Here is a 22920-nt window from a genome sequence, read left to right on the forward strand (position 1 = left end):
ACTTCGAAAACTTTGACCATTGTCGCGTAGGTGTCATATCGTCTCCCCGCCCATATCGATGTGAGCCGCGACACTCGAACAGGACGTTGTTCTCACAGGCGCTACAGGTCGGCGTGCTCATCACGGCCGCCCTGCCATCGAACGAGACACGGACGGCCACCCGGGAAGCGGCGACCATCCGACCAACCGGAGTCGCACCATGCAAGCTCGAATCCGCACGGCCGCCGTCGGCTTGGCGATGACCGTGCTGGCCGCCGTCGGTGTGCCGGCGGCCTTCGCGCCGCCGGCACACGCGACGCAGACGATCACCGACATCGCCTACGCGCCCGCGCAACCGGCCGGCAGCAGAGGGCATCTGCTGGATCTCTACCTGCCCGCCACCGGCATCACGCCCCGGCCCCTGATCATCTGGCACACCGGCTCGGCGTGGAGCAGCGACGACGGCAAAGCCGGCGCGGACGCCATTGCCGCGATCTTCAACCCGCTGGGCTTCGCGGTGGCCGGCGTCAGCGTCCGCTCCAGCGCCCAGGCGATCTTCCCGGCCCAGGTGCACGACATCAAGGCGGCGATCCGCTGGCTGCGCGCGAACGCCGCCACGTACCAGCTCGACCCCAACCGATTCGCGATCATGGGCGACTCCTCGGGCGGCTGGCTGACGGAGATGGCCACGCTGTCCGGCGGCGTCTCGGCGCTGGAGGGCGCCATCGGCACGACCGGCGTCTCCAGCGCCGTCCAGACGGGGCTCGCCTTCTACAGCCCCACCGACTTCCTGCAGATGAACGCGCAGAACCTGCCGACCGGCGGGCTGGACCACAACTCGCCCGCCTCGCCGGAGTCCCTGCTGGTCGGCTGCCCCATCCAGACCTGCCCGGCCACGGTGGCCCAGGCCAACCCGATGACGTACGTCGACGCCAACGACCCGCCGCTGATGTTCCTGCACGGCCAGGCCGACTTCCTGGTGCCGCACGGCCAGAGCGTGCTGCTCTACAACAAGATCAAGGCTCAGTGCGGGTCGGCCACCTTCGTCTCGGTGCCCGGCGCCGACCACATGATGCCGCAGGTCATGGACCCCGCCCATTACGGCACGCAGACCGTCCGCACCACCAAGAACTGCGGCGAGACCGTCGGCACCGGCACCCTCGACCCCACCTGGCCCAACTTCACGACCTTCCTGCGCGGCGGGCTCAAGATGGGCACCTCCTGCGAGGTCACCTACGCCACCGAGGTCTGGAACGGCGCCTTCAACGGCAGCCTGACCATCAGGAACACCGGCACGACCCCCATCTACGGCTGGACCGCCACGTGGGCCTGGTCGGGCAACCAGTTGATCACCAACGCCTGGAACGCCACGGTGACCCAGACCGGCACGCAGGTGACCGCCCGCGACGCCGGCACCAACACCTACATCGGCCCCGGCTCCAGCCAGAGCCTCGGCTTCTCGGCGTCCGTCACCGGGACGAACGACATTCCCGCCCAGTTCAAGCTCAACAACCTCGTCTGCACGAGAGTGCCCGCCTGAGACGACCCGGGTTCCGCCGCCGCGGATTCCCGAATTTTATTCGGCGAATCCGCGGCGGGGAGCTGAATAGCGGCTCTCCCTTATTGCGCCACGTTCCGTCGAACCTCGGTCACGGAAGGTCGCGGATCACCTTATTGCGTTATTCGACGGGCCGCCCCTATCCTTACCCGGGACGGCCCGCCGGCTCATTTACCGTCGTATTCACCGACCGGCCGGGGGCCATGTGACTCCTCGGAAATAAATCGGATAAGCGCTTTTCCCTGTCGCGGGCCGTTGTCCGGGATTCGTCGATGAGTTAGGGGGCGTGTGCGTACACCCAACATGTTCGTCAGGAGCCTGGGCGTTTACGTGCCTGACAGCGTGAGCGTCGAGCAGGCCGTCCGCGAAGGCTGGTACCCGGCCGCGGACGCCGAGAGGTACCGGCAGATCGGCGCGGCGGTGGCCGGCGACATGCCGGCGCCGGAGATGGCGCGGCTCGCGGTCCTGGACGCCTACGAGCGGTGGGGCGAGTCCTCCCCGCGCGATCTGGACCTGCTGCTCTACCCGTCGGTCTGGCACCAGGGCCCCAACGGCTGGCAGCCCCAGCACTACCTGCAGATGCACCTCCTCGGCGGCGGCGTGCCGGCGCACGAGATCCGCAGCGGCTGCGTCGGGATGATCAGCTCGCTGGAGCTGGCGGCGAGCTACCTCCAGGCCGCCGCGGACCGGGAGACGGCCATGGTGGTCTCCGCCGACAACCACGGCACTCCGCTGGTGGACCGCTGGCGGATGACCCCCGGGGCGCTGATCGGCGACGCCGCGGCCGCGCTCGTCCTCGGCAAGGACTACGGCATGGCCGAGCTGCTGTCGGTGAACATGACGGTGATCCCCGAGGCCGACGCGGTCAACGACGGCGCCTACCCGCTCTTCCCCCCGGACGCCACCGTCGGCAGGGGGCTGAGCTTCGGGGACCGGCACGAGGAGTTCCGGCAGCGGCTGCTCAAGGCGCAGGGCACCGGCATCCACCTGACGATCCAGAAGACGATGATGCAGCAGGTCGAGCAGACCCTGGACGAGGCGGGGATCGGCTTCGCCGACATCACCCGGGTGGCCTTCCCGCACGGCCGCCGCGAGGACCTGGACGGGCAGATGTCCTGGCTGGGCATCGACGAGGACCAGACGACCTGGGACTACGGCCGGCGCGTCGGCCACTGCGGCGCGGTCGACCAGTTCATCGCCTTCGAGCACCTGATCGCGACCGGCGGGCTCGTGCCCGGCGACCACCTGCTCATGGTCGGCTTCGGCTCCGGCACGTCGGTCGCCGCGGCGGCGTTCCGGATCCTGTCCACCGCTCCCGTCACGAGAGGAGCACGCGCGTGAGCGACGACCTCACCCGGCGGCTGGTCGAGTTCGTCCAGGACAACCTCGTCCTGGACGGCGACGACGTCAAGGTCGACGAGACGACCCCGCTCCTGGTGTCGGGCCTCCTGGACTCCCTGCGCACGGCGCGGCTGCTGAACTTCCTCAGGAAGGACGTCGGCGTCCGGGTCACCGCCGCCATGCTCGACCCCGAGAACTTCAGGGACGTCGCGACCATCGTGACGATGGTCAGAGAACTCCGATCCGCTTAGCCGGGACGAGGACGGAAGTCATGCGGTACGCGGACACCTACATCGGCGGCGTGGGAACCTACCTGCCCAGGACCGTCGTCAGCGTCGAGAAGGCCGTCGCCAAGGGCTGGTACCCGGCGGAGGACGCCGAGCTGCACAACCTGGCGGGGACGGTGGTCGCCGGCGACGTGCCGGCTCCGGAGATGGCCCTGCACGCGGCGCGCAGCGCGATCAAGCGCAGCGGCCGGGCGCCGGGCGACCTCGATCTCCTCCTGTACGCCTCGACCTGGCACCAGGGCCCGGACGGCTGGCCCCCGCACTCCTACCTGCAACGTCATCTCGTCGGCGGGGACGTGCTGGCCACCGAGATCCGGCAGGGCTGCAACGGCATGTTCATCGCCCTGGAACTGGCGGCCGGTCATCTGGCCGCCGCGCCCGGCAGGCAGGCCGCCCTGCTGGTCGCCGCCGACAACTACGGCACCCCGCTGATGGACCGGTGGCGGATGGGCCCCGGCTACATCGGCGGGGACGCCGCCGCCGCGCTCGTCCTCACCAAGGACCGCGGGTTCGCCCGCCTGGCGTCGGTCTGCACGACGACGGTGGCCGAGGCCGAGGAGCTGCACCGGGGCAGCGAACCGCTGTTCCCGCCGGGCGTCACGGTCGGGCGCCGGATGAGCTTCGCGGCCCGCAACGAGCAGTTCCGGCAGCAGGTCATGCCCAAGGGCGAGGCCGGCGCGGCGTTGTTCAACATCCAGCGGGCGCTGATGGAGATCGTCGAGCGCGTGCTGGACGAGAGCGGGATCGAGGCCCGCGACCTGACCCGCGTGGCGTTCATGAACTACTCCGAGGAGATCGTCGAACAGCGGTGCATGGCCGTGGTCGACCTGCCCATGTCCCGCTCCACCTGGGACTACGGCCGCACCATCGGCCACTGCGGGGCCGGCGACCAGGTCCTCTCCCTCGACCACCTGCTCACGACCGGGCAGCTGGGCCCCGGCGACCACCTGCTCATGCTCGGCACCGGGCCAGGGGTGACCGTCTCCGGGGCCGTGCTCGAAATTCTCGAAACTCCTCATTGGGCCTGACATCGAAGGGAAACGAACGCAGATGGTCGACACTCCGCGCGGAGCCCGGGTGGAACCAGTCGCGGTGGTCGGGATCGGATGCCGTCTCCCCGGCGACGTCCACTCACCGGACGAGTTCTGGGACCTGCTGTGCGCCGGCCGCAACACGACCGGGCCGCTGCCCGCCGAACGCTGGCGCAACTACGAGACCCGGAGCCCCGAACACGCCGCCGCGCTGCGCGACGCCGTACGGCACGGCAGTTTCCTGAGCGACATCGAGGGCTTCGACGCGGAGTTCTTCGGCCTGTCGCCGCGCGAGGCCGAGCTGATGGACCCGCAGCAGCGCATCCTCATGGAGACCGCCTGGGAGGCCCTGGAGCACGCCGGGCTGCCGCCGCACGAGCTGGCCGGGACCGACGCCGGGGTGTTCGTCGGCGTCTGCACGGCCGACTACGGCGGCCGGCTGCTGGAGGACCTGCCCCAGATCGAGGCATGGACCGGGATCGGCGCCGCGACCTGCGCCGTGGCCAACCGCATCTCCTACTCCCTCGACCTGCGCGGCCCCAGCATGGCGATCGACACCGCCTGCTCGGCGTCGCTGGTCGCGCTGCACCTGGCCGCGCAGAGCCTGCGGCTCGGCGAGAGCGACGTCGCCCTCGCCGGCGGCGTCAACCTGCTGGTCACCCCCGGCCAGACGCTCACGCTGGGCACCGCCGGCGCCCTGGCGCCCGACGGGCGGTCGAAGTCGTTCGACGCGGCGGCCGACGGCTACGGCCGCGGCGAGGGCTGCGGCGTGGTCGTGCTCAAGCGCCTGTCGGACGCCCAGCGCGACGGTGACCGCGTGCTCGCGCTGGTCATCGGCAGCGCCGTGAACCAGGACGGCCACACCAACGGCATCATGGCGCCGTGCGGCGAGGCCCAGGAGCACGTGATGGCCCGGGCCTGCAGGCAGGCGGGCGTCGCGCCGTCCACCGTCGACTACGTCGAGGCGCACGGCACCGGCACCCGGCTCGGCGACCCGCTGGAGGCGGGCGCGCTGTCCTCGGTGTACGGCGCGGGGCGGCCCGCCGGCGACCCGTGCCTGATCGGCTCGGTCAAGTCCAACATCGGCCACCTCGAAGGCGCCGCCGGCATCGCCGGCGTCATCAAGGCGGTGCTCGCCCTCGACCGCGGGGAGATCCCGCCGAGCGTGCTGTCCGCCCTCAACCCGGCCGTCCCGTGGGAGTCCTCGGGCCTGCGCGTGGTGACGCGGCGATCGTCCTGGCCGGAGCGCGACCACCCGCGCCGGGCGGGCGTCTCCAGCTTCGGGTACGGGGGCACGGTCGCGCACATCGTGCTCGAACAGGCCCCGCCGGCCCGGCACGCGCCCGCGCAGGAGGAGGCGCCTCCCCGCGCGGAGCGGCTGTTCCCGCTGTCGGCCGCGTCGGAGCAGGCACTGCGGCAGTACGTGGGCCGGCTCGCCGATCACCTCGGGACGGGCGTCGACCCGGCGTCGGCGGGGCACACGCTGGCGCTGCGGCGCACCCATCTGGCCCGCCGCGCCGTCGTCGTCGGGACGGACGGCGACGAGCTCGCGGCCCACCTGCGCAGGCTCGCCGACGACGTGCCGGCCGAGGCGGTGCTCACCGGCGACGTGCTGCCCGACCTCGGCCCCGGGCCGGTCTGGGTGTTCTCCGGGCAGGGCTGCCAGTGGCGCGGCATGGGGCGGGAGCTGCTGGCCGTGCCGGACTTCGCGTCCCTGGTCGACGAGGTGGAGCCGATCTTCGCCGAGGAGATCGGCTTCTCGCCGCGGCAGGTCCTGGCCGACGGCGACCTCGACACGATCGACCGCGTGCAGACCATGATCTTCGTGATGCAGCTGGGCCTCGCCCGGCTCTGGAACGCGTACGGGGTCGCGCCGCGGGCCGTCATCGGCCACTCCGTCGGTGAGATCGCGGCGGCGGTGACGGCCGGCGCGATGTCCGTCGCCGACGGCGCCCGCCTGATCTGCCGCCGCTCGCGGCTGCTGCGGCAGGCCGAGGGCAAGGGGGCCATGGTGATGGTCGGCCTGTCCTTCGAGGAGGCGGCCGAGCGGCTGGCCGGGCGTACCGACCTGGTGGCCGCGATCTCGTCGTCGCCGGGCTCCACCGTGCTGTCCGGCGACGTCGCCGCGGTCGAGGCGGTGGTCGAGGACTGGCCGGCCGAGGGCATCGTGGTGCGGCGGGTGGCCTCGGACGTCGCCTTCCACAGCCCGCACATGGAAGCGCTGGCCGTCGAGCTGGCCGCCGCCGTCGCCGATCTGTCGTTCGGCCCGCCGCGCATCCCCATGTACACGACCGCGCTGGCCGACCCCCGCGCGACGCCCGTGCCGGACGGCGCGTACTGGGCGGCGAACCTCCGTGACCCCGTGCGGCTGACCGCGGCGACGACGGCCGCGGCGCAGGACGGCCACCGCGTGTTCCTGGAGATCTCCCCCCACCCGGTGGTCGCGCACTCCGTCACCGAGACGCTGTCGGAGAACGGGTTCGAGGACGTGTTCGTCGGCACCTCGCTGCGCAGGAACCAGCCGGAGCTGCCCGGCTTCCTGGCCGCGGTGGGCACGGCGCACTGTCACGGCGTCGAGGTGGACTGGAACCGGCTGCAGCCGTACGGCGGCCTCACCGACCTGCCGCCGTACGCCTGGCAGCACCGCCGCCACTGGCGCGAGGACTCCGGCGACGACGGCAACCGCGGGCACGACGTGCGCTCCCACACCCTGCTCGGCGCCGGGACCCGCCTCGCCGGCAGCCGGACCCGCGTGTGGCGGACCGGCCTGGAGGACGCCAACCGGCCCTATCCGGGCAGCCACACCCTCAACGGGATCGAGATCGTGCCCGCCGCCGTGCTGGTCAACACGTTCCTGCACGCCGCCGAGGACGAGGACGTCACGCTCACCGGCGTGGAGATGACGCATCCGCTGATGACCGCGGAACGCCGGCAGGTCCAGGTCGTGCACGAACCTCCGGCGATACGGCTCGCGGCCCGTACGCCGGCCGCCCCCGGCGAGCCCGAACCGGCCTGGCTGGTGCACGTCACCGCCGACGTGGCCGCTCCTGGCCAGGTCAAGCCCGACGTGCTGCCCGACGCCGGCGCTCTGACCCCGATCGACCCCACGTTCGTGCACCGGCGGCTGGCCGCCGTCGGCGTGCCCTCGACGGGCTTCGACTGGACGATCGAGACGCTGCTGGGCGGCGACGGCGCGCTGCGCGCCACCGTCCGCACCGGGGACGCCGAGAGCTGGGCCCCGGCGCTGGACGCGGCGATGTCCGTGGCGCCCTGCGTGTTCCCCGGCGACCCGGTGCTGCGCATGGTCGTGCGCATCGACGAGGTCGTGCTGACCGGCGCCCCGCCCGCGACGGTGGTCATCGACGCGGCCGTGGACCGGGCCGCCGACGACACCGTGCGGGCGCTGCTGGCCGACCCGGACGGCCGGGTGGTGGGACACCTCGCGGGGCTGCGCTACCCGGTGATCGACGCGCCCGTCCCGGCCGAGGAGGAGCTGGGCGGGCCCGCGGAGTCGTTCGCCGGGCTGACGGCGGAGGGTCTGCGCGAGCGCGTCCTGCCCGAGGTGCGCGCGGAGATCGCGGCCGTGATGCGGCTGGCCCCCGAGGACCTGGCGGTCCGTCGTCCCCTGGTCGAGCAGGGGCTGGACTCGGTGATGACGGTCATGGTCCGACGGCGGCTGGACAAGCGCTTCGGCTGCCGTCTTCCCGCGACCCTGCTGTGGCAGCAGCCCACCATCGCCGCGATCGCGGACCGGCTGGTGGAGCTGCTCGCGGCGGCCAGGCCGGAGGCGGCGGCGGAGGCCGTACCGGAGGGCATGCCCGCGATCGGCGGGTGAGAGCGGCGCGGGCGGCCCGGCGGAGGATCTCCCCGGGCCGCCCGCGGCGTCCGGTCAGGAGCCCGCCGGCCGGCCGAGCCGGCGGAGCTGGTGGTCGAGGACGGCGATCGCCTCGGCGATGCCCAGTTCCCCGACCAGCACCCCGTCGGCCAGCCCGCGCGCGAGCGCGAGCAGCACGTGCGCCTCGGCGCCCGCCTCGACGCCGGGGTCCGCGGCGGTGGCGGCCACGAGCGCGGCGATCTCGCGGTGCACCGCGTCGCCGCCCGCGCGGTACAGCTCGCGCACGTCGGGATCGTCGACGGCCCTGGCCAGGAACGCGTGCCCGGCGAGCAGCAGCACGGGAGCGCGCGAGCCCAGCTCGACGACGGCGAGCAGCGTGCGCCGCAGCGTGTCGGCCGGCCCGGCGGCCTCCCGCAGCGCCTCCCGGACATGGCCTTCGATCTCCTGCCTGAGCAGCTGCGCACTGGCGCGCATCAGGTCGGCCTTCGCCCCGAAATAGTGTTGCACGAGCCCCTTGGAGACGCCGGCCTCCTGGGCGACCCCGCCGATGCTCACCCCGGCCAGGCCGTCACGGGCGCACAGCCTGAGCGCGGCATGGGCGATCTCGGCCCGCCGCGCCGCGTGGTCCACCTGCTTCGGCACGGCCCCCCTCTCTTTGCGATACGAGTGTATCGTGACGTTGTTGCGATACGATCGTATCGCGAAGGGCGAACGAAGGATCCCGCACGTGAACGATCTGGTGGAACCCAACATCGGAGCCGCGTTCCGCGCGCGGCGGCTCGGCCACTTCCGCGACGCCCCCGCCTTCGCGCGCTACCGCAACGCCTACGACCACGCCATGGCCCGGCTCCCCGAACCTGCCGAGATCCACGACGTGGCGACCGGCTTCGGATCCGTCCGGGTCTACCGTTTCGGCGGCGGCGACGGCGTGCCGCTGCTCCTGCTGCCGGGGCGCACCTCGGCCACCCCGATGTGGGAGGCGAACCTGGCCGGCCTCGTCGCCCGGCGGCCGGTCTACACCGTCGACCTGCTCGGCGAGCCCGGCCTGTCGGTGCAGACCCGGGCGTTCGACGGCGCGGAGGACCAGGCGACCTGGCTGGCCGAACTGCTGGACCGGCTCGGCCTCGCCCGGGTGCACCTCCTCGGGGTGTCCATCGGCGGGTGGAGCGCCTTCCACCTGGCCCTGCGCGTGCCGGAGCGGATCGCCTCGGTGAGCGTGCTCGACCCCGCCAACCTGTTCGGCCGGATCACCTGGAAGGTCGTCGTCTTCTCGCTGGGCTCGGTGGTGCCGTTCTTCCCCGAGTCGTGGCGCAGGAAGCTGCTGAGCTGGATCTCCGGCGGGGCCGACGCCTCGGCCGACGAGCCCGTCGCCAACCTGATCTCGGCCGGGATGCGGGACTTCACCGCGTTCCTGCCGCCGCCCGCGTACCCCACGGACGACCAGGTGGCCGGGCTGGACGTGCCGGTGCTCGCGCTGATCGCCGGGCGCAGCATCATCCACAACCCGCGCAAGGCCGCCCTGCGGGCCCGCCGCCTGCTCGCCCGGGGCGTCGTCGAGCTGTGGCCGGACGCCTCCCACGCACTCAACGGCGAGTTCCCCGACCGCGTCAACCCCCGGGTCCTCGCCTTCGCCGACGAGGTCGACCGCGCTGACGACACTGCCGGAGACACTGCCGGAGACACTGCCGGCGGCACGCCCTGACGCCACGGGCCGGGGCTTTTCAGCCGGGCTGCTCGCGGATCTCCCTGGTGGCCGAGCGGTAGGCGCGGGCGACCCCGGCGAGCAGGCCCAGCATCAGCGGCACCTGCTCCTGCGTGAACTGCCCGCGGATCTGCTCCAGGTGCCGCTCGGAGGTGACGCGGGTGGCGTGGTACTCGGCCATGCCGCCCTCCAGCAGCTCCACCGTGACCATGCGCCGGTCGCGCTCGCCGCGTACCCGCCGCACGTAGCCGGCCTTCTCCAGACGGTCGATGAGCCGGGTCGCGGACGCGGACGGGAGCCCCAGCTCCTCGGAGATCGCCCCCACCGGGAGGGGGCCGCGCATCTCCAGCAGGATGAGCGCGGCCACGTCCACGTGGTGCACGCCGAGCCGGTCGGCGATCGCCTCGATGTGCAGCATGACCGCGATCAGGAACTCGCGGTAGACGTCCGCTTCTGGGTGGTTGTCGGTCACTCGCCCCAATGTACTTCACAGCGATGTATCTTTGAATCGAAGTAACTTCGTTTTGGAGATAAAATGGACGTTGTTGTCATCGGCGCCGGCGTGGGCGGCCTGGCCGTCGCGCGCAGCCTGCTCGCCGCCGGTCACCAGGTGCGGATCTACGAACAGGCCACCGCCATGCGCACGGGCGGCGCCGGGCTGAGCATCTTCAGCAACGGTGCCGCGGTGCTGCACGACCTCGGTGTCACCCTTGACGGCGTCGGCGGCCGGTTCGACCGGATCGACGCGCTGACCGCGGACGGCCGGCTGCGGCTCACCTCCGACATGGCCCACGCGGCCACGCTCTACGGTTTCCCCAACAAGTCGGTCTCCCGCCGTCTCCTGCTGGAACGGCTGGCCGACGGGCTGCCCGGCGACCTGATCCGCTACGGCACGGCCTGCCGGACCGTGACCCAGGACGGCGACCGGGTGACCGCGACCTTCGAGGACGGCTCGACGGCCACCGGCGACCTGCTGATCGGCGCCGACGGCCACCACTCGGTCGTCCGGCGCGAGTTGTGGGGCGACGTCCCCATCCGGACGGCCACGTTCGGCACCTGGCAGGCATTGAGCCGGATCGACATCGACCTCGCCCGCACCCATCTGCACCTCATGATCACCGGTAAGGAGGGCGCCTGCGGGATCATCCCCGCCGGTGACGGCAAGCTCCAGTGGTGGTTCGACGTGCGCTGGGCTCCCGGCGAGTCGCGTCCGGCCGCGCCTTTGGCCGAGCTGCGGCGCCGCTTCGGCCACTGGGCGTCGCCCGTCCCCGAGCTGCTCGCCCAGGCGTCGGAGGCCGACCTCGACTTCTTCGGCCACCACTGGCAGAAGGTGCGCCGGGAGTGGGGCAAGGGCCGCGTCACCCTGCTCGGCGACGCCGCCCACCTCATGCCCCCCACCCTCGGACAGGGCGCCAACCAGACCCTGGAGGACGTGTGGGTGCTCGGCCGCGAGCTGGCCAAGGGCGGCGACCCGGCGCAACGGCTGCGCGCCTACGAACGGGCCCGCTACCCGCACGTCAACCTGGTGTCCAGGCTGGCCCGGCGCAGCCCGGCCAACTGGCGCATCCCCCCGTTCGTCGGCCGGATGGTCTCAGAGACGTCCCAGAGCGGGTTGCTCGCCCGCTTCAGCAACCGCCTCACCGCCGCCCTCGCCCACTGAGCGCGGGCACGCCGGGTCGCAGGCTCCGGCGCCGGTGGTAGGCGTAGGTGACGGCGGCGAGCAGCGGCCCCCACAGCAGGAGCGGAAGGTAGCAGACGGCGAAGATCGCGGCCTCCCAGCCGCCCGCCCGGCTGGGGAAGTCGGGCGGGATCGGCTCGCCGCGCATGGTCACCCCGGCGAGCTCGGTCACGAAGGCGGACGTCCACAGGACCGTCAGGAGCACGGCGCCCGACGCCGCCGGAACGACGGCGGCCGGCGTCGGCACCCTGCGGCCACGCAACCCGGGGACCCAGCGGGGAAACCGCTCACCCCACGCGGCCACCAGCCCGACGGCGGTGAACGCCGTCAGCTCCGACACGATCGACAGGAACACGACGTACAGCCGTTCACCGAGCCCGATCCCGCGGTCGAACGCCGCGGGCAACCGCCAGAGGCTGGACGGCAGCACGGTGAACGGCACGGCGTAGGCGGCGATCCGCGCCCAGCGGGGCACCCCGGCCACCGGCGCGTGGGCGGCCCGCCACACCGTGCGCAGCCGCCCGCCGGTCACCGGCGATCCCGCGACTGCGGCGGCCACGGGGAGCGGCGCCGCGGCGCCGCGCGAACGATCAGTTCTCGTCATGGCGCTCACGCTAGGAACGACCGGGCCGCCCTGCCTCCCCCCGGCGGGGGAGTGCGGCCCCGGCGGCGTCGGCTAGCGTCGGTCCACGTGAAACGCCCTCTCGCCCAGGCCGCGCGGGCCGGGGTCTACCAGCTCCTGGGCGCAGCGCTGCTGGCTCCGGTCGCCGCCGGGCTCGGCCTGCCGATCCTGGCCGAGCTGACGCCGGGCCGCCTGCTGGCGCTGTGGGCGGCGTGCCTGCCCGCCTCGGTGCTGCTCGCGCTGCTGCCGCTGACCCGCCGCCTGGAGGTGATCGCGCTGTCGGACCTGCTCGACGTGGACGTGCCCGAACGCGGTGACCGCCTCTACCTGGTGGCCCTGACCAGCCTGCACCTGTACGTCGGCGGGACGCTCAGCGCGGCCGTCCTGGCGTTGTCCCCCGGGCTGCTGCCGCGGGCCTGGCAGGCGGCGCCCGGCCAGGTGGCCGAGGTGCTGCTGCTCACCGCCGTCGTGCTGGCCGCGATGGTCGCCGCCGGGCTCGGCCAGCGCTGGGTCGCGCGGCGGCTGCTGCGTTCCGAGCCGTCCCGGCTGATCGACGAGCTGGACCGCCGCCAGTCGCTCGCCCTGGAGCTGCACGACTCCGTCGGCCACGCACTCAGCGTCGTCCTGGTGCAGGCCATGGCGGCCGAGGCGGCGCTGCGCCGCGCCGCCCCCGAGCTCGCCGCCCAGTCGCTCGGCCACCTGACGACCACCGCCCGCAACGCCCAGCAGCAGCTCGACGTGCTGCTCGGCGTGCTCGACGACGGCGCGGCCGACCGGACGCCCACCCTGGAGGCGCTCGGCACGCTCACCCGCGGCCTCGACGTCCGGGTCAGCGCCGGCCACCTCGGCAAGGTGTCGCCCGCGACCTCGCGGGCCGCGTTCGCGATCGCCAGGGAGGCGCTCACCAACGCCCTGCGGCACGGGCACGGCCCGGTCACGCTCGCCGTCGCCGCCGCCGCCGAACTGACCCTGACCATGGACAACGCGACCCTGAGCAGGCCGGGGGAGCCGGGGCGCGGCCTGACCGGCATGCGCATGCGGGCCCGGCTCGCCGGCGGGACGTGCACCTGGGAGGAGGTGGGCGGAACGTGGCGCGTCCGGGCGAGCCTGCCGCTGTGATCCGGGTCGTCCTGGCCGACGACGAGCAGCTCATCCGCTCGGGCTGGGCGACCATGCTCTCCCTGCACGACGACATCGAGGTGACGGCCGAGGCCGCCGACGGACGAGCGGCGGTCACGGCCGGCGCCGGCGCGGACGTCGTGCTCATGGACATCCGCATGCCGGTCATGGACGGCCTGGCCGCGACCCGGGAGCTGGCCCGCCGCTCGCCAAGGACGCGCGTCGTCATGGTCACCACGTTCGAGAGCGACCAGCTCGTCTGGGGCGCCCTGCGCGCGGGAGCCGCCGGTTACGTGCTCAAACGCTCGCCCGCCGGCGAGCTGGTGGAGGCGGTCCGCCTGGTGCACGGGCGCGACGCGGTGCTCTTCCCCGACGCGCTGCGCCGCATCGCCGCGCCGCACGTGGGCAGCGCCCGCCGGCGCCTGCCCGTCGAGCCGACGCCGCGCGAGCTGGACGTCCTGCGGCACATCGCGCTCGGACGAAGCAACGCGGAGATCGCCGCCGCGCTGCACGTCACCAGGGAGACGGTCAAGACGCACGTCGGCAACCTCCTGGACAAGCTCGGCGCCCGCGACCGCACCCAGGCGGCGGTGCTCGCCTACGAGCTCGGCCTCGTCGGCCCGGTCGGGGAATGATCCCTCTCAGGAGGGAGGTGGGGTACCGCATCCCGCTCAAGAGCGAGACGGGACTTCGCCCGCTCCGGCGATGTCCGGCAGGCCGCGGAAAACCAGGATTGGGGAGGTCATCACCGCTAAGGAGTCAACGAGATGAACCCCCGCATCGCCTTCGTCGCCGCCCCCGTGCTCACCTTCACCTACGGCGTCCTCCGCATCCTGGACGGCCTCGACGGCAGCCGCGGTCCCGGCCTGGCCTGGACGACCGGGCACCTGGCCTTCATCGGCGCCCTGGCGTTCTTCGCCGTGACCTTCCACGAGATGCGCAGGCTGGCCGGCCGCGGCCGTCTGGCGACCGGGCTGGCCGTAGCTGGATATGTCGGCATCACCACGCTGATCGCCCAGTTCTCCATCGACATCGTCGTGGGATTCCGCTCGGCCGACCACGCCGCGATGGGCGTGCTCTTCGACCAGGTCCAGTCGGTTCCCGGGGTGCAGCAGGTGGTCTACGACTTCGGGCCGATGTTGTTCTTCGTCGCCCAGATCGGCCTGGTCCTCCAGCTCGCCGTCCAGCGTCGCGTCAAGCCGTGGACGCCCGTCCTGGTGGTCGCCGACGTCATGGTGCCGTTCGTGGAGAAGGACCTCATGCCGCTGGGCGCCGCCTGCCTGATGGTCTCCTTCCTGGCGATGGCCCGGGTGTCGCGGGCGTCCCGGGCGGCCGACGGCCGGCACCGCGTGGCCGAGCCCACCGTACCGGCCGCCGTGTGACGCCTGGCGTTGCGCCCGCCGGCGCACGACGGGCAGATGGTTCAGGAGCTGGAACAGCGCGGGCAGCGGGGAGTCGTGGCGAGCGCCGGGCCGGGCGCTCACCGTCCGGGGGCGGCGACGGGCAGGGTGAGGATCATGGTGAGACCGCCCCCGGGGGTCTCGTCGGGCACGAGCGTGCCGCCCATGGCCTCGGCGAGTCCGCGGGACAGGGCGAGCCCGAGCCCGACGCCGGAGTGGTTGTCGCGATCGCCGAGCCGCTGGAACGGCTGGAAGACGCGGTCGTGCGCCTCCGGCGGGATGCCGGGGCCGCGATCCATCACCCGGATCTCGACGTGGTCGCCGTGCCCGCTGGCGGTGACCAGCACGGTCCGGCCGGGCGGGCTGAAGCGCACGGCGTTGGCCATGAGGTTGACCAGGACGCGTTCCAGCAACGCGGGATCGGCCAGCACGTCGGGCAGCTCGACGGAGACGTCGCCTTCGACGCGGTCCCGCAGCGGGCCGAGATCGTCGATGGCGCGCGGCACGATCTCTTCGAGCGCCAGCGGCTGCGCGCTCACCCCGAGCACGCCGGCCTGCAGGCGGCTCATGTCCAGCAGGTTCGCCACCAGCCGGTCCAGCTTGTCCAGCGACTCCTTCGCGGTGGCGAGCAGCTCGGACCGGTCCTGTTCCGACCAGGCGACCTCGGTGCTGCCCAGGCTCTCGACGGCGGCCTTGGCGGAGGCGAGCGGCGTGCGCAGGTCGTGGCTGACGGCGGCCAGCAGCGCGGTGCGCATCCGGTCGGCCTCGGCGAGCGGGCGGGCGAGCTCGGCCTCCTGCTGGAGGCGTTCCTGGCGCAGCGCGACGGCGGTCTCGGCGGCGAACGCCTCCAGCACCGTGCGGTCGGCGGCCTCCAGCGGCTCGCCCCGGGCGGCCAGGACCAGTTCCTCGTCGATGACGACGTCGGTGTCGGACCGTCCCGGGCAGGTGGCGGGGGCGCCGCCGGAGGTCGCGACGATCCGCCAGGCGTCCGGGTCGGAGTGCTGGTCGGGCGCGCGCGCGGCCTCGGGCCGCCGTTCCAGCAGGGTGACGGAGGTCAGGCCGAAGGTCTCGCGCATGCGTTCCAGCAGCGAGGACACCGCGGCCTCGCCGCGCAGCACGTGACCGGCCATGGTGGACAGCAGCTCGGCGTCGGCGCCGGCCCGCGCGGCCTCCCTCGTCCGGCGGGCGGCGATGTCCACGATCGTGCTCACCGCCGCCGCCACCAGCACGAACACGACCAGCGCGAACAGGTTCTCCGGGGCGGCGATGGTGAACTCGCCGACCGGCGCGGTGAAGAACCAGTTGAGCAGCAGCGAACCGCCGACGGCCGCGGTGATGGCCGGCCACATGCCGCCCACCAGGGCCACCCCGACGGTCAGGCACAGGAAGAACAGGATCTCGCTGGGCAGCGACAACATGTCCCGGAACGGCGCCAGCGCGGCCGTCAGCAGCGGCATCCCGGCCACCGCCAGGGCCCAGCCGCTCGCCCGCCGGGTGCGGGTGAGCGCGGCCCGCGTGCGGGCGGGCCGGCGGCGTCCCTGCTTGGCCTCCTCGTGCGTGATCATGTGGACGTCGATCGAGCCGGACCGGGCGGTGGTCTCCACGCCGACGCCCCGGGAGAAGATCTGCGCGAACCGCCCCCTGCGCGAGGCGCCGAGGACGAGCTGGGTGGCGTTGACGCCGCGCGCGAAGTCGAGCAGCGCCCGCGGGACGTCGTCGCCGACGACCTGGTGGTAGCTGCCGCCCATGTCCTCCACCAGCGTGCGCTGGCGGGCCAGGCTGGCCGGGTCGGCGCCGGCCAGCCCGTCGGCGCTGGTGACGTGCACCGCGAGCAGGTCGGCGCCCTTGGTGCGGGCGGCGATGCGGGCGGCCCGGCGGACCAGTGTGTCGCCCTCGGGGCCGCCGGTCAGGGCGACCACCACCCGCTCGCGGGTCTCCCAGGTGGTGGCGATGCCGTGGTCGGCGCGGTAGCGGTCGAGCTGGTCGTCCACCTTGCCGGCCACCCACAGCAGCGCGAGCTCGCGCAGCGCGGTGAGGTTGCCGACGCGGAAGTAGTTGGACATGGCGGCGCTGACCTTCTCCGGCGCGTACACGTTGCCGTGCGCCATGCGGCGGCGCAGCGCCTCCGGCGACATGTCCACCAGCTCGATCTGGTCGGCGCGGCGCACCACCTCGTCGGGCACGGTCTCGCGCTGCGGCACGCCGGTGATCTCCTGGACGACGTCGTTGACCGACTCCAGGTGCTGGATGTTCACCGTGGAGACGACGTCGATGCCGGCGTCCAGGATCTCGTCCACGTCCTGCCAGCGCTTGACGTTCTTCGAGCCGGGCACGTTGGTGTGGGCCAGCTCGTCGATCAGCGCCACCTTCGGCCGGCGGGCGATGACGGCGTCCACGTCCAGCTCGGTGAAGGTGGCCCCGCGGTGGACGACGGTCCGGCGCGGGATGATCTCCAGGCCCTCCAGGAGGGCGGCGGTGCGGGGACGGCCGTGCGTCTCGACCAGGCCCACGACCACGTCCCGGCCGCGTTCCCGCGCGCGGCGGCCCTCGCCGAGCATCGCGTACGTCTTGCCGACCCCGGGCGCCGCCCCGAGGTAGACCCGAAGGCGGCCCCTGCTCATGAGCGGTCGAGCGCCAGGTTGAGTTCGAGCACGTTGACGGCCGGTTCGCCCATGAAGCCGACGGCCCGGCCGGTGGTGTGCTCCTTGATGAGCCGCTCGACCTCGGCCTGGCCGAGGCCGCGCTCCCTGGCCACCCGCCGCGCCTGGAGCTCGGCGTAGGCCACGGAGATGTGCGGGTCGAGCCCGGAGCCGCTGGCGGTGACCGCGTCGGCCGGGACCTTCGCCTCGGCCTCCCCCCGGACCGGGACGGTGCGCCCGGCCGCGTAGTCCTCACCCGGCTCGGCGCACTCCACCCGCCTGCCCTGATAGGTCACGACGAACGGGGTGGCCGGGCACGCCTGGTTGACGCTGACGGCCCGGTCGGGGAAGACCTTGAGCACCGCGCCGACCCCGTCCGGGGTGCAGTACGGGCGGGCGCCGCTGACGCCCTCCAGCTCGCCGGCCGCCCTGGAACGGGCGCAGACCTGGGTGAGCAGCGACTGCCGGCCCTCCTGGCCGGCGACCGGCAGCGTGTCCACGACGTCCTCGGGGCCGAGGTTGCTCGCGCCGGACGAGGTCGGGTCGTAGCCGTCGCCCGCCGCCGACGGACGGGACTGGAAGTACTTCCTGATCGGCCTGCCGTCGGCGTCGGTGAAGGACTGGCCGATGAGCGCGCTGCCCACGGCCCTGCCGTCCTTCTCGACGAGCGAGCCGTTGGCGCGCCCGTTGAACAGGGCCTGGGCGACCCCGGTGGTGACCAGCGGATAGACGATGCCGAGCAGCGCGGTCAGGACGGCGACGGCGCGCAGGGCGGCGAGGTGCTGGCGGACCCAGCTTGGCAGGCGTTCCATTTATGACATCCCCGGAAGGAACTGGATCAGCAGGTCGATGAGCTTGATGCCGATGAAGGGGGCGACGATGCCGCCCAGGCCGTAGACGTACAGGTTGCGCGAGAGCAGCTTGGACGCGCTGGACGGCCGGTACCGGACGCCTCTGAGCGCCAGCGGGATCAGCGCGACGATGACCAGCGCGTTGAAGATCACCGCGGCCAGGATGGCGGACTGGGGGCTGGACAGGCGCATGACGTTGAGCGCGTCCAGGCCCGGATAGACGGCCGCGAACATGGCCGGGATGATCGCGAAGTACTTCGCGATGTCGTTGGCGATCGAGAACGTGGTCAGCGCGCCCCGCGTGATCAGCAACTGCTTGCCGATCTCGACGATCTCGATGAGCTTGGTCGGGTTGGAGTCCAGGTCGACCATGTTCCCGGCCTCCTTGGCGGCCGAGGTGCCGGTGTTCATGGCCACGCCGACGTCCGACTGGGCCAGGGCGGGGGCGTCGTTGGTGCCGTCGCCGGTCATCGCGACCAGGCGGCCGCCCTCCTGCTCCTTCCTGATCAGGGCCAGCTTGTCCTCGGGGGTGGCCTCGGCCAGGAAGTCGTCCACGCCGGCCTCGTCGGCGATGGCCTTGGCGGTGAGCGGGTTGTCGCCGGTGATCATGACGGTGCGGATGCCCATGCGGCGCATCTCGTCGAAGCGTTCGCGCATGCCCTGCTTGACGACGTCCTTGAGGTGGATGACGCCGAGCACGCGGCCCCGCTCGGCCACGACCAGCGGGGTGCCGCCGGAGGCGGAGATGCCGTCCACGATGTGGCCGACGTCGTCGGTGGGGTGGCCGCCGTTGTCGCGCACCCACTTCATGACCGCGGTGGCCGCGCCCTTGCGGACCTCGCGGCCGTCCAGGTTGACGCCGGACATGCGGGTCTGGGCGGTGAACTGCACCCATTCGGCGCCGTGGATCTCGCGCTCGCGCAGGCCGTACCGCTCCTTGGCGAACACCACGACCGAGCGGCCCTCGGGGGTCTCGTCGGCGAGGCTGGAGAGCTGGGCGGCCTCGGCGAGCTCCCGCTCGCCGACCCCGTCCACCGGCACGAACTCGGCCGCCTGCCGGTTGCCCAGCGTGATCGTGCCGGTCTTGTCCAGCAGCAGCGTGGACACGTCACCGGCCGCCTCGACCGCGCGGCCGGACATGGCCAGGACGTTGCGCTGCACCAGACGGTCCATGCCGGCGATGCCGATGGCCGACAGCAGCGCCCCGATCGTGGTGGGGATCAGGCAGACCAGCAGCGAGACCAGCACGATGCCGGTGACGCCGTTCGCGTCGAGCGCGAGCGAGTCGGGGACGCCGGGGTTGATCTGCTTGGAGTAGACGGCCAGCGGCTGCATGGTGACGGTGGCGACCAGGAAGACGATCGTCAGGGCGGACAGCAGGATGTTGAGCGCGATCTCGTTGGGCGTCTTCTGCCGGTTGGCGCCCTCGACCAGGGCGATCATGCGGTCGACGAAGCTCTCGCCGGGCTTCTGGGTGATCCTGACGACGATCCGGTCGGAGAGCACCTTCGTGCCGCCGGTCACCGCCGAGCGGTCGCCGCCCGACTCGCGGATGACGGGCGCGGACTCGCCGGTGATGGCCGACTCGTCCACCGAGGCGATGCCCTCGACCACGTCGCCGTCGCCGGGGATGACCTCGCCGGCCTCGACCACCACCAGGTCGCCCTGCCGCAGCTCGGGCGCGCCGACCGTGTCCCACCCGCCTTCCGCGTCGCCGCGCAGGCGGCGGGCCCGGGTGTCGGTCTTGGCCTTGCGCAGCGTCGCCGCCTGCGCCTTGCCGCGCCCTTCCGCGACGGCCTCGGCCAGGTTGGCGAAGATCACGGTCAGCCACAGCCACACGACGGTCGCCCAGGCGAAGAACGACGGATCGACGATCGCCAGGACGGTGGTGAACACCGCGCCGACCTCGACGATCAGCATGACGGGGTTGCGCCACAGCGTGGCCGGGTTCAGCTTCCTGACCGCGTCGGGAAGGGACCTGACGAGCTGCCGGGGATCCAGCAGGCCGCCGCCCACGCGGCCGTCCCGCCGTGCGGGGGAGGGTTTGTCCAGTACGGGGGTTGACATGTCAGGACAGTCCTTCTGCGATCGGGCCGAGCGCGAGTGCCGGGAGGAAGGTGAGGGCGACGAGGATCACCGTCACGCCGACGACCAGGCCGACGAACTGCGGCCGGTGTGTGGGCAGCGTGCCGGCGCCCTCGGGGACGGGCGACTGCGCCGCCAGCGAACCGGCCAGGGCCAGCACCAGGATGATCGGCAGGAACCGGCCGAAGGCCATGCACAGGCCGAGCGCCACGTCGTACCAGGGGGTGTTGACGGTGAGGCCGGCGAAGGCCGAGCCGTTGTTGTTGGAGGCGCTGGTGAAGGCGTACAGGACCTCCGACAGGCCGTGCGGGCCGCCGTTCAGCATGCTCGCGCGCCGCTCCGCCGAGCCCATCGCGAACGCGGTGCCGACCAGCACCAGGGCGGGGGTGACCAGGAAGTACAGGGAGGCGAGCTTGATCTCCCGGGCGCCGATGCGCTTGCCCAGGTACTCGGGGGTGCGGCCGACCATCAGGCCCGCCACGAACACCGTGATCACGGCGAGGATCAGCATGCCGTACAGGCCCGAGCCGACGCCGCCGGGCGCGACCTCGCCGAGCATCATGTCGACCATCGTCATCATGCCGCCGAACGGCGTGTAGGAGTCGTGGAAGGAGTTCACCGCCCCGGTGCTCGTGAGGGTGGTCGAGGCGGCGAAGGTGGCCGAGTTCGAGACGCCGAAGCGCAGCTCCTTGCCCTCCAGCGCCGCGCCGGCCGCCTGCGGCACGGTGGCGTTCCCGGACAGCTCGAAGACGTTGGTGAGCAGGACGCTCGCCAGGGCCAGCACGCCCATCACCGCGAGGATCGCGTACCCCTGCCGGACCTGGCCGACCAGCCGGCCGAAGGTGCGGGTGAGCGAGAACGGGATCACCAGGATCAGGAAGATCTCGAACCAGTTCGTCCAGCTCGTGGCGTTCTCGAACGGGTGGGCCGAGTTGGCGTTGTAGAAGCCGCCGCCGTTGGTGCCCAGCTCCTTGATGACCTCCTGGGAGGCGACCGGGCCGCCGGTGACGCCCTGCGTGCCGCCGGTCAGCGTGGTCACCTCGTGCACGCCGGAGAAGTTCTGCACCAGGCCGCCCGCCACCAGCACCAGCGCGCCGACGAAGGCGATCGGCAGCAGGATGCGCAGGGTGCCGCGGACCAGGTCCACCCAGAAGTTGCCGATCGTGCCGGACCTGCGCCGGGCGAACCCGCGGACCAGGGCCACCGCGACCGCCATGCCGACGGCCGCGGAGACGAAGTTCTGCACGGCCAGGGCGGCCATCTGGGTCAGGTGGCCCATCGTGGACTCGCCCGAGTACGCCTGCCAGTTGGTGTTGGTGACGAAGCTGATCGCGGTGTTCCAGGCGATGTGGCCGGTGACCGGCTCCATGCCGAGGCTCAGCGGCAGCTTGTCCTGCAGGCGCTGGAGGCCGTACACGACCAGGACCGAGACCACCGAGAAGGCCAGCACGCTGCGGGCGTAGACCGGCCAGCTCTGCTCGGTGTCGGCCCGCACTCCCAGCAGGCGGTAGATGCCGCGCTCGACGACGTTGTGCTTCGTCGTGGAGTAGACGCGGTGCATGTAGTCGCCGAACGGCTTGTGCACCAGGGCCAGCGCCGCGATCAGGGAGACGACGAAGATCATTCCGGCCAGGGTCGTACTCATCAGAACCGCTCCGGGAACAGCAGGGCCGCGATCATGAAGATCACCAGGCCGGCGACCACGATGAGACCAGTGGCGTTGACGGCGCTCACAGCCGCTCCACCGCCCGCACGACCAGCCCGAAGACCACGAAGATCGCGATCGTCAGGGCGACGAAGATGACGTCGGCCATCCCCACTCCTCAGTTCGATGATGAGATCACTGCCGCCCCTCGACGGGCGGCCGCAGCTCCAGCAAACGCCGGAAAATGGGGTGTTTTGCCGTTCTTGACGGTTTCCATACGGCCGCCGCCCGAATCTTGACGGCCTCCCTACGCGGGCCGGTCCGCGTCAGGGAGTCTCGCGCGCGCTTCGGTCACGGCAGGAGGTCGCGCCAGCGTTCGGCCGACGCCAGGGCGTCCAGGCTGATCCGCTCCAGGAACGCGCCGCCCCTGGCCAGGCGCCGGCCCGCGGGCGTGTCGAGCCCGAGCGTCTGCCCCGCCGCCTTGGCGACCTCCGCCGCCGCGAGCGTCTGCCGGGCGCTGATCATCGTCGAGTGGTACCAGGCGTCGTCGTCGACCACGTAGACGTCGCGCCGTCGTTGCGGATCGCGTTCGCGCCTGATCAGGCCCTGCTGGGTCAGGTAGCCCACCGCCGTGGAGATCGAGGCGGGGCTCACCTTCAGGCCGCGCGCCAGCTCGGCCGCGGTGAGCCGGCCGTCCTCGCTCAGCCACAGGCCGATGAGCACGCGCGCCACCATCTTCGGCAGGCCCATCGCGACCGCCATCTCGACGGCTCCCTCTTCCGCCTCGAAGACCTGGCGGTCCCGGGGCTCGGCCGGACGCGCCGGGGCGCCGCGCCGCGCCCGCCGTGCCGTCGCCTGGTGCGCCCGCTCTGGACGATAGTCGCCGGGGCCGCCGTTGCGGCCGACCTCGCGGCTGATCGTCGAGGTCGGCCGGTCGAGCCGCCTGGCGATCTCGGCGTAGGAGCGGCCTTCGGCGAGGCCGGTCGCGATGCGCCTGCGGTCGTGCAGGGTCAATCTTCCTTCTGCCACGACCTCACTATTGCGTTCGGCCGCACACAATGCAACGTTTCATTGCATTCAGCTTCAGCGTCAATGTACCAATTTATCGCCTTTGAGCTGGGCTTATATGTTGCTGTTGATTGACATAT

General features: G+C 72.5%; 19 protein-coding genes. 10 read left to right on the top strand and 9 right to left on the bottom strand.

Going from position 1 to position 22920, the window contains the following annotated elements:
- The first annotated feature begins 199 nt into the window (after positions 1–199).
- The 5 genes from ACFYUV_RS39615 to ACFYUV_RS39635 all read left to right on the top strand — a co-directional run bounded on the left by ACFYUV_RS39615 (position 200) and on the right by ACFYUV_RS39635 (position 8031).
- Positions 200–1519, top strand: a complete 1320-nt coding sequence (locus tag ACFYUV_RS39615) for a cellulose binding domain-containing protein (protein WP_387678386.1) — start codon at positions 200–202, stop codon at positions 1517–1519.
- A gap of 348 nt (positions 1520–1867) precedes the next feature.
- A complete protein-coding gene (locus tag ACFYUV_RS39620) occupies positions 1868–2878 on the top strand; it encodes a ketoacyl-ACP synthase III family protein (RefSeq protein ID WP_387678389.1) in 1011 nt (336 codons plus the stop codon).
- Complete coding sequence (locus ACFYUV_RS39625) at positions 2875–3129, top strand: phosphopantetheine-binding protein (RefSeq protein ID WP_358301306.1); 255 nt, start codon at positions 2875–2877, stop codon at positions 3127–3129. Before ACFYUV_RS39620 ends, ACFYUV_RS39625 begins: the two co-directional genes overlap by 4 nt.
- A 20-nt stretch (positions 3130–3149) precedes the next feature.
- Complete coding sequence (locus ACFYUV_RS39630; RefSeq protein WP_364336749.1) at positions 3150–4193, top strand: ketoacyl-ACP synthase III family protein; 1044 nt, start codon at positions 3150–3152, stop codon at positions 4191–4193.
- A gap of 49 nt (positions 4194–4242) precedes the next feature.
- Positions 4243–8031: a type I polyketide synthase gene (locus ACFYUV_RS39635; RefSeq protein ID WP_387678393.1), complete on the top strand. Its 3789-nt coding sequence runs from the start codon at positions 4243–4245 to the stop codon at positions 8029–8031.
- Positions 8032–8085: 54 nt separating this feature from the next.
- On the opposite strand, the gene ACFYUV_RS39640 is transcribed toward ACFYUV_RS39635, so the two are convergent.
- On the bottom strand, positions 8086–8673 hold the full coding sequence (locus tag ACFYUV_RS39640; RefSeq protein WP_387678396.1) for a TetR/AcrR family transcriptional regulator: 588 nt from the start codon (positions 8671–8673) through the stop codon (positions 8086–8088).
- 85 nt (positions 8674–8758) lie between these two features.
- Here ACFYUV_RS39640 and ACFYUV_RS39645 point away from each other — a divergent pair, with 85 nt between their 5' ends.
- Positions 8759–9733: an alpha/beta fold hydrolase gene (locus ACFYUV_RS39645; protein ID WP_387678399.1), complete on the top strand. Its 975-nt coding sequence runs from the start codon at positions 8759–8761 to the stop codon at positions 9731–9733.
- A gap of 19 nt (positions 9734–9752) precedes the next feature.
- Here the strand turns inward: ACFYUV_RS39645 and ACFYUV_RS39650 are convergent, their stop codons facing one another.
- Positions 9753–10205, bottom strand: a complete 453-nt coding sequence (locus ACFYUV_RS39650) for a MarR family transcriptional regulator (protein WP_358301292.1) — start codon at positions 10203–10205, stop codon at positions 9753–9755.
- Positions 10206–10268: 63 nt separating this feature from the next.
- Between ACFYUV_RS39650 and ACFYUV_RS39655 the strand changes: the two genes are divergently transcribed.
- On the top strand, positions 10269–11393 hold the full coding sequence (locus ACFYUV_RS39655; RefSeq protein WP_387678402.1) for an FAD-dependent oxidoreductase: 1125 nt from the start codon (positions 10269–10271) through the stop codon (positions 11391–11393).
- Here the strand turns inward: ACFYUV_RS39655 and ACFYUV_RS39660 are convergent.
- On the bottom strand, positions 11371–12015 hold the full coding sequence (locus tag ACFYUV_RS39660) for a hypothetical protein (protein ID WP_387678404.1): 645 nt from the start codon (positions 12013–12015) through the stop codon (positions 11371–11373). The two genes, ACFYUV_RS39655 and ACFYUV_RS39660, sit on opposite strands and share 23 nt — an antisense overlap.
- 87 nt (positions 12016–12102) lie before the next feature.
- On the opposite strand from ACFYUV_RS39660, the gene ACFYUV_RS39665 reads away from it, so the two are divergent.
- From ACFYUV_RS39665 to ACFYUV_RS39675, 3 genes are all read left to right on the top strand, one after another.
- Entirely contained in the window at positions 12103–13152 is a 1050-nt protein-coding gene (locus ACFYUV_RS39665) for a sensor histidine kinase (RefSeq protein WP_387678407.1), read from the top strand.
- Positions 13149–13787: a response regulator gene (locus tag ACFYUV_RS39670; RefSeq protein ID WP_387678410.1), complete on the top strand. Its 639-nt coding sequence runs from the start codon at positions 13149–13151 to the stop codon at positions 13785–13787. The genes ACFYUV_RS39665 and ACFYUV_RS39670 overlap by 4 nt, the downstream gene beginning before the upstream one ends.
- Positions 13788–13919: 132 nt before the next feature.
- Positions 13920–14534 (top strand): hypothetical protein, encoded by a 615-nt coding sequence (locus ACFYUV_RS39675; protein WP_387678413.1) that lies wholly within the window; start codon positions 13920–13922, stop codon positions 14532–14534.
- 98 nt (positions 14535–14632) lie between these two features.
- Here the strand turns inward: ACFYUV_RS39675 and ACFYUV_RS39680 are convergent, their stop codons facing one another.
- From ACFYUV_RS39680 to ACFYUV_RS39705, 6 genes are all read right to left on the bottom strand, one after another.
- Positions 14633–17173, bottom strand: a complete 2541-nt coding sequence (locus tag ACFYUV_RS39680) for an ATP-binding protein (protein ID WP_387678416.1) — start codon at positions 17171–17173, stop codon at positions 14633–14635.
- The gene (locus ACFYUV_RS39685; RefSeq protein WP_387678419.1) at positions 17170–18003 is read right to left on the bottom strand and encodes a potassium-transporting ATPase subunit C; all 834 of its coding nucleotides are present in this window, start codon (positions 18001–18003) and stop codon (positions 17170–17172) included. The genes ACFYUV_RS39680 and ACFYUV_RS39685 overlap by 4 nt, the downstream gene beginning before the upstream one ends.
- The gene (gene kdpB / locus ACFYUV_RS39690) at positions 18004–20109 is read right to left on the bottom strand and encodes a potassium-transporting ATPase subunit KdpB (RefSeq protein ID WP_387678422.1); all 2106 of its coding nucleotides are present in this window, start codon (positions 20107–20109) and stop codon (positions 18004–18006) included.
- A gap of 1 nt (position 20110) precedes the next feature.
- Entirely contained in the window at positions 20111–21772 is a 1662-nt protein-coding gene (kdpA, locus tag ACFYUV_RS39695; RefSeq protein WP_387678425.1) for a potassium-transporting ATPase subunit KdpA, read from the bottom strand.
- Positions 21772–21861, bottom strand: coding sequence for a K(+)-transporting ATPase subunit F (gene kdpF / locus ACFYUV_RS39700; protein WP_352356118.1), 90 nt, complete (start codon positions 21859–21861; stop codon positions 21772–21774). The genes kdpA and kdpF overlap by 1 nt, the downstream gene beginning before the upstream one ends.
- 262 nt (positions 21862–22123) lie before the next feature.
- Positions 22124–22801, bottom strand: coding sequence for a helix-turn-helix domain-containing protein (locus ACFYUV_RS39705; RefSeq protein WP_387678429.1), 678 nt, complete (start codon positions 22799–22801; stop codon positions 22124–22126).
- Between the last annotated feature and the right edge of the window lie 119 nt (positions 22802–22920).

The organism is Nonomuraea sp. NPDC003560 (genome assembly GCF_042878785.1).
Taxonomy (GTDB): Bacteria; Actinomycetota; Actinomycetes; order Streptosporangiales; family Streptosporangiaceae; genus Nonomuraea.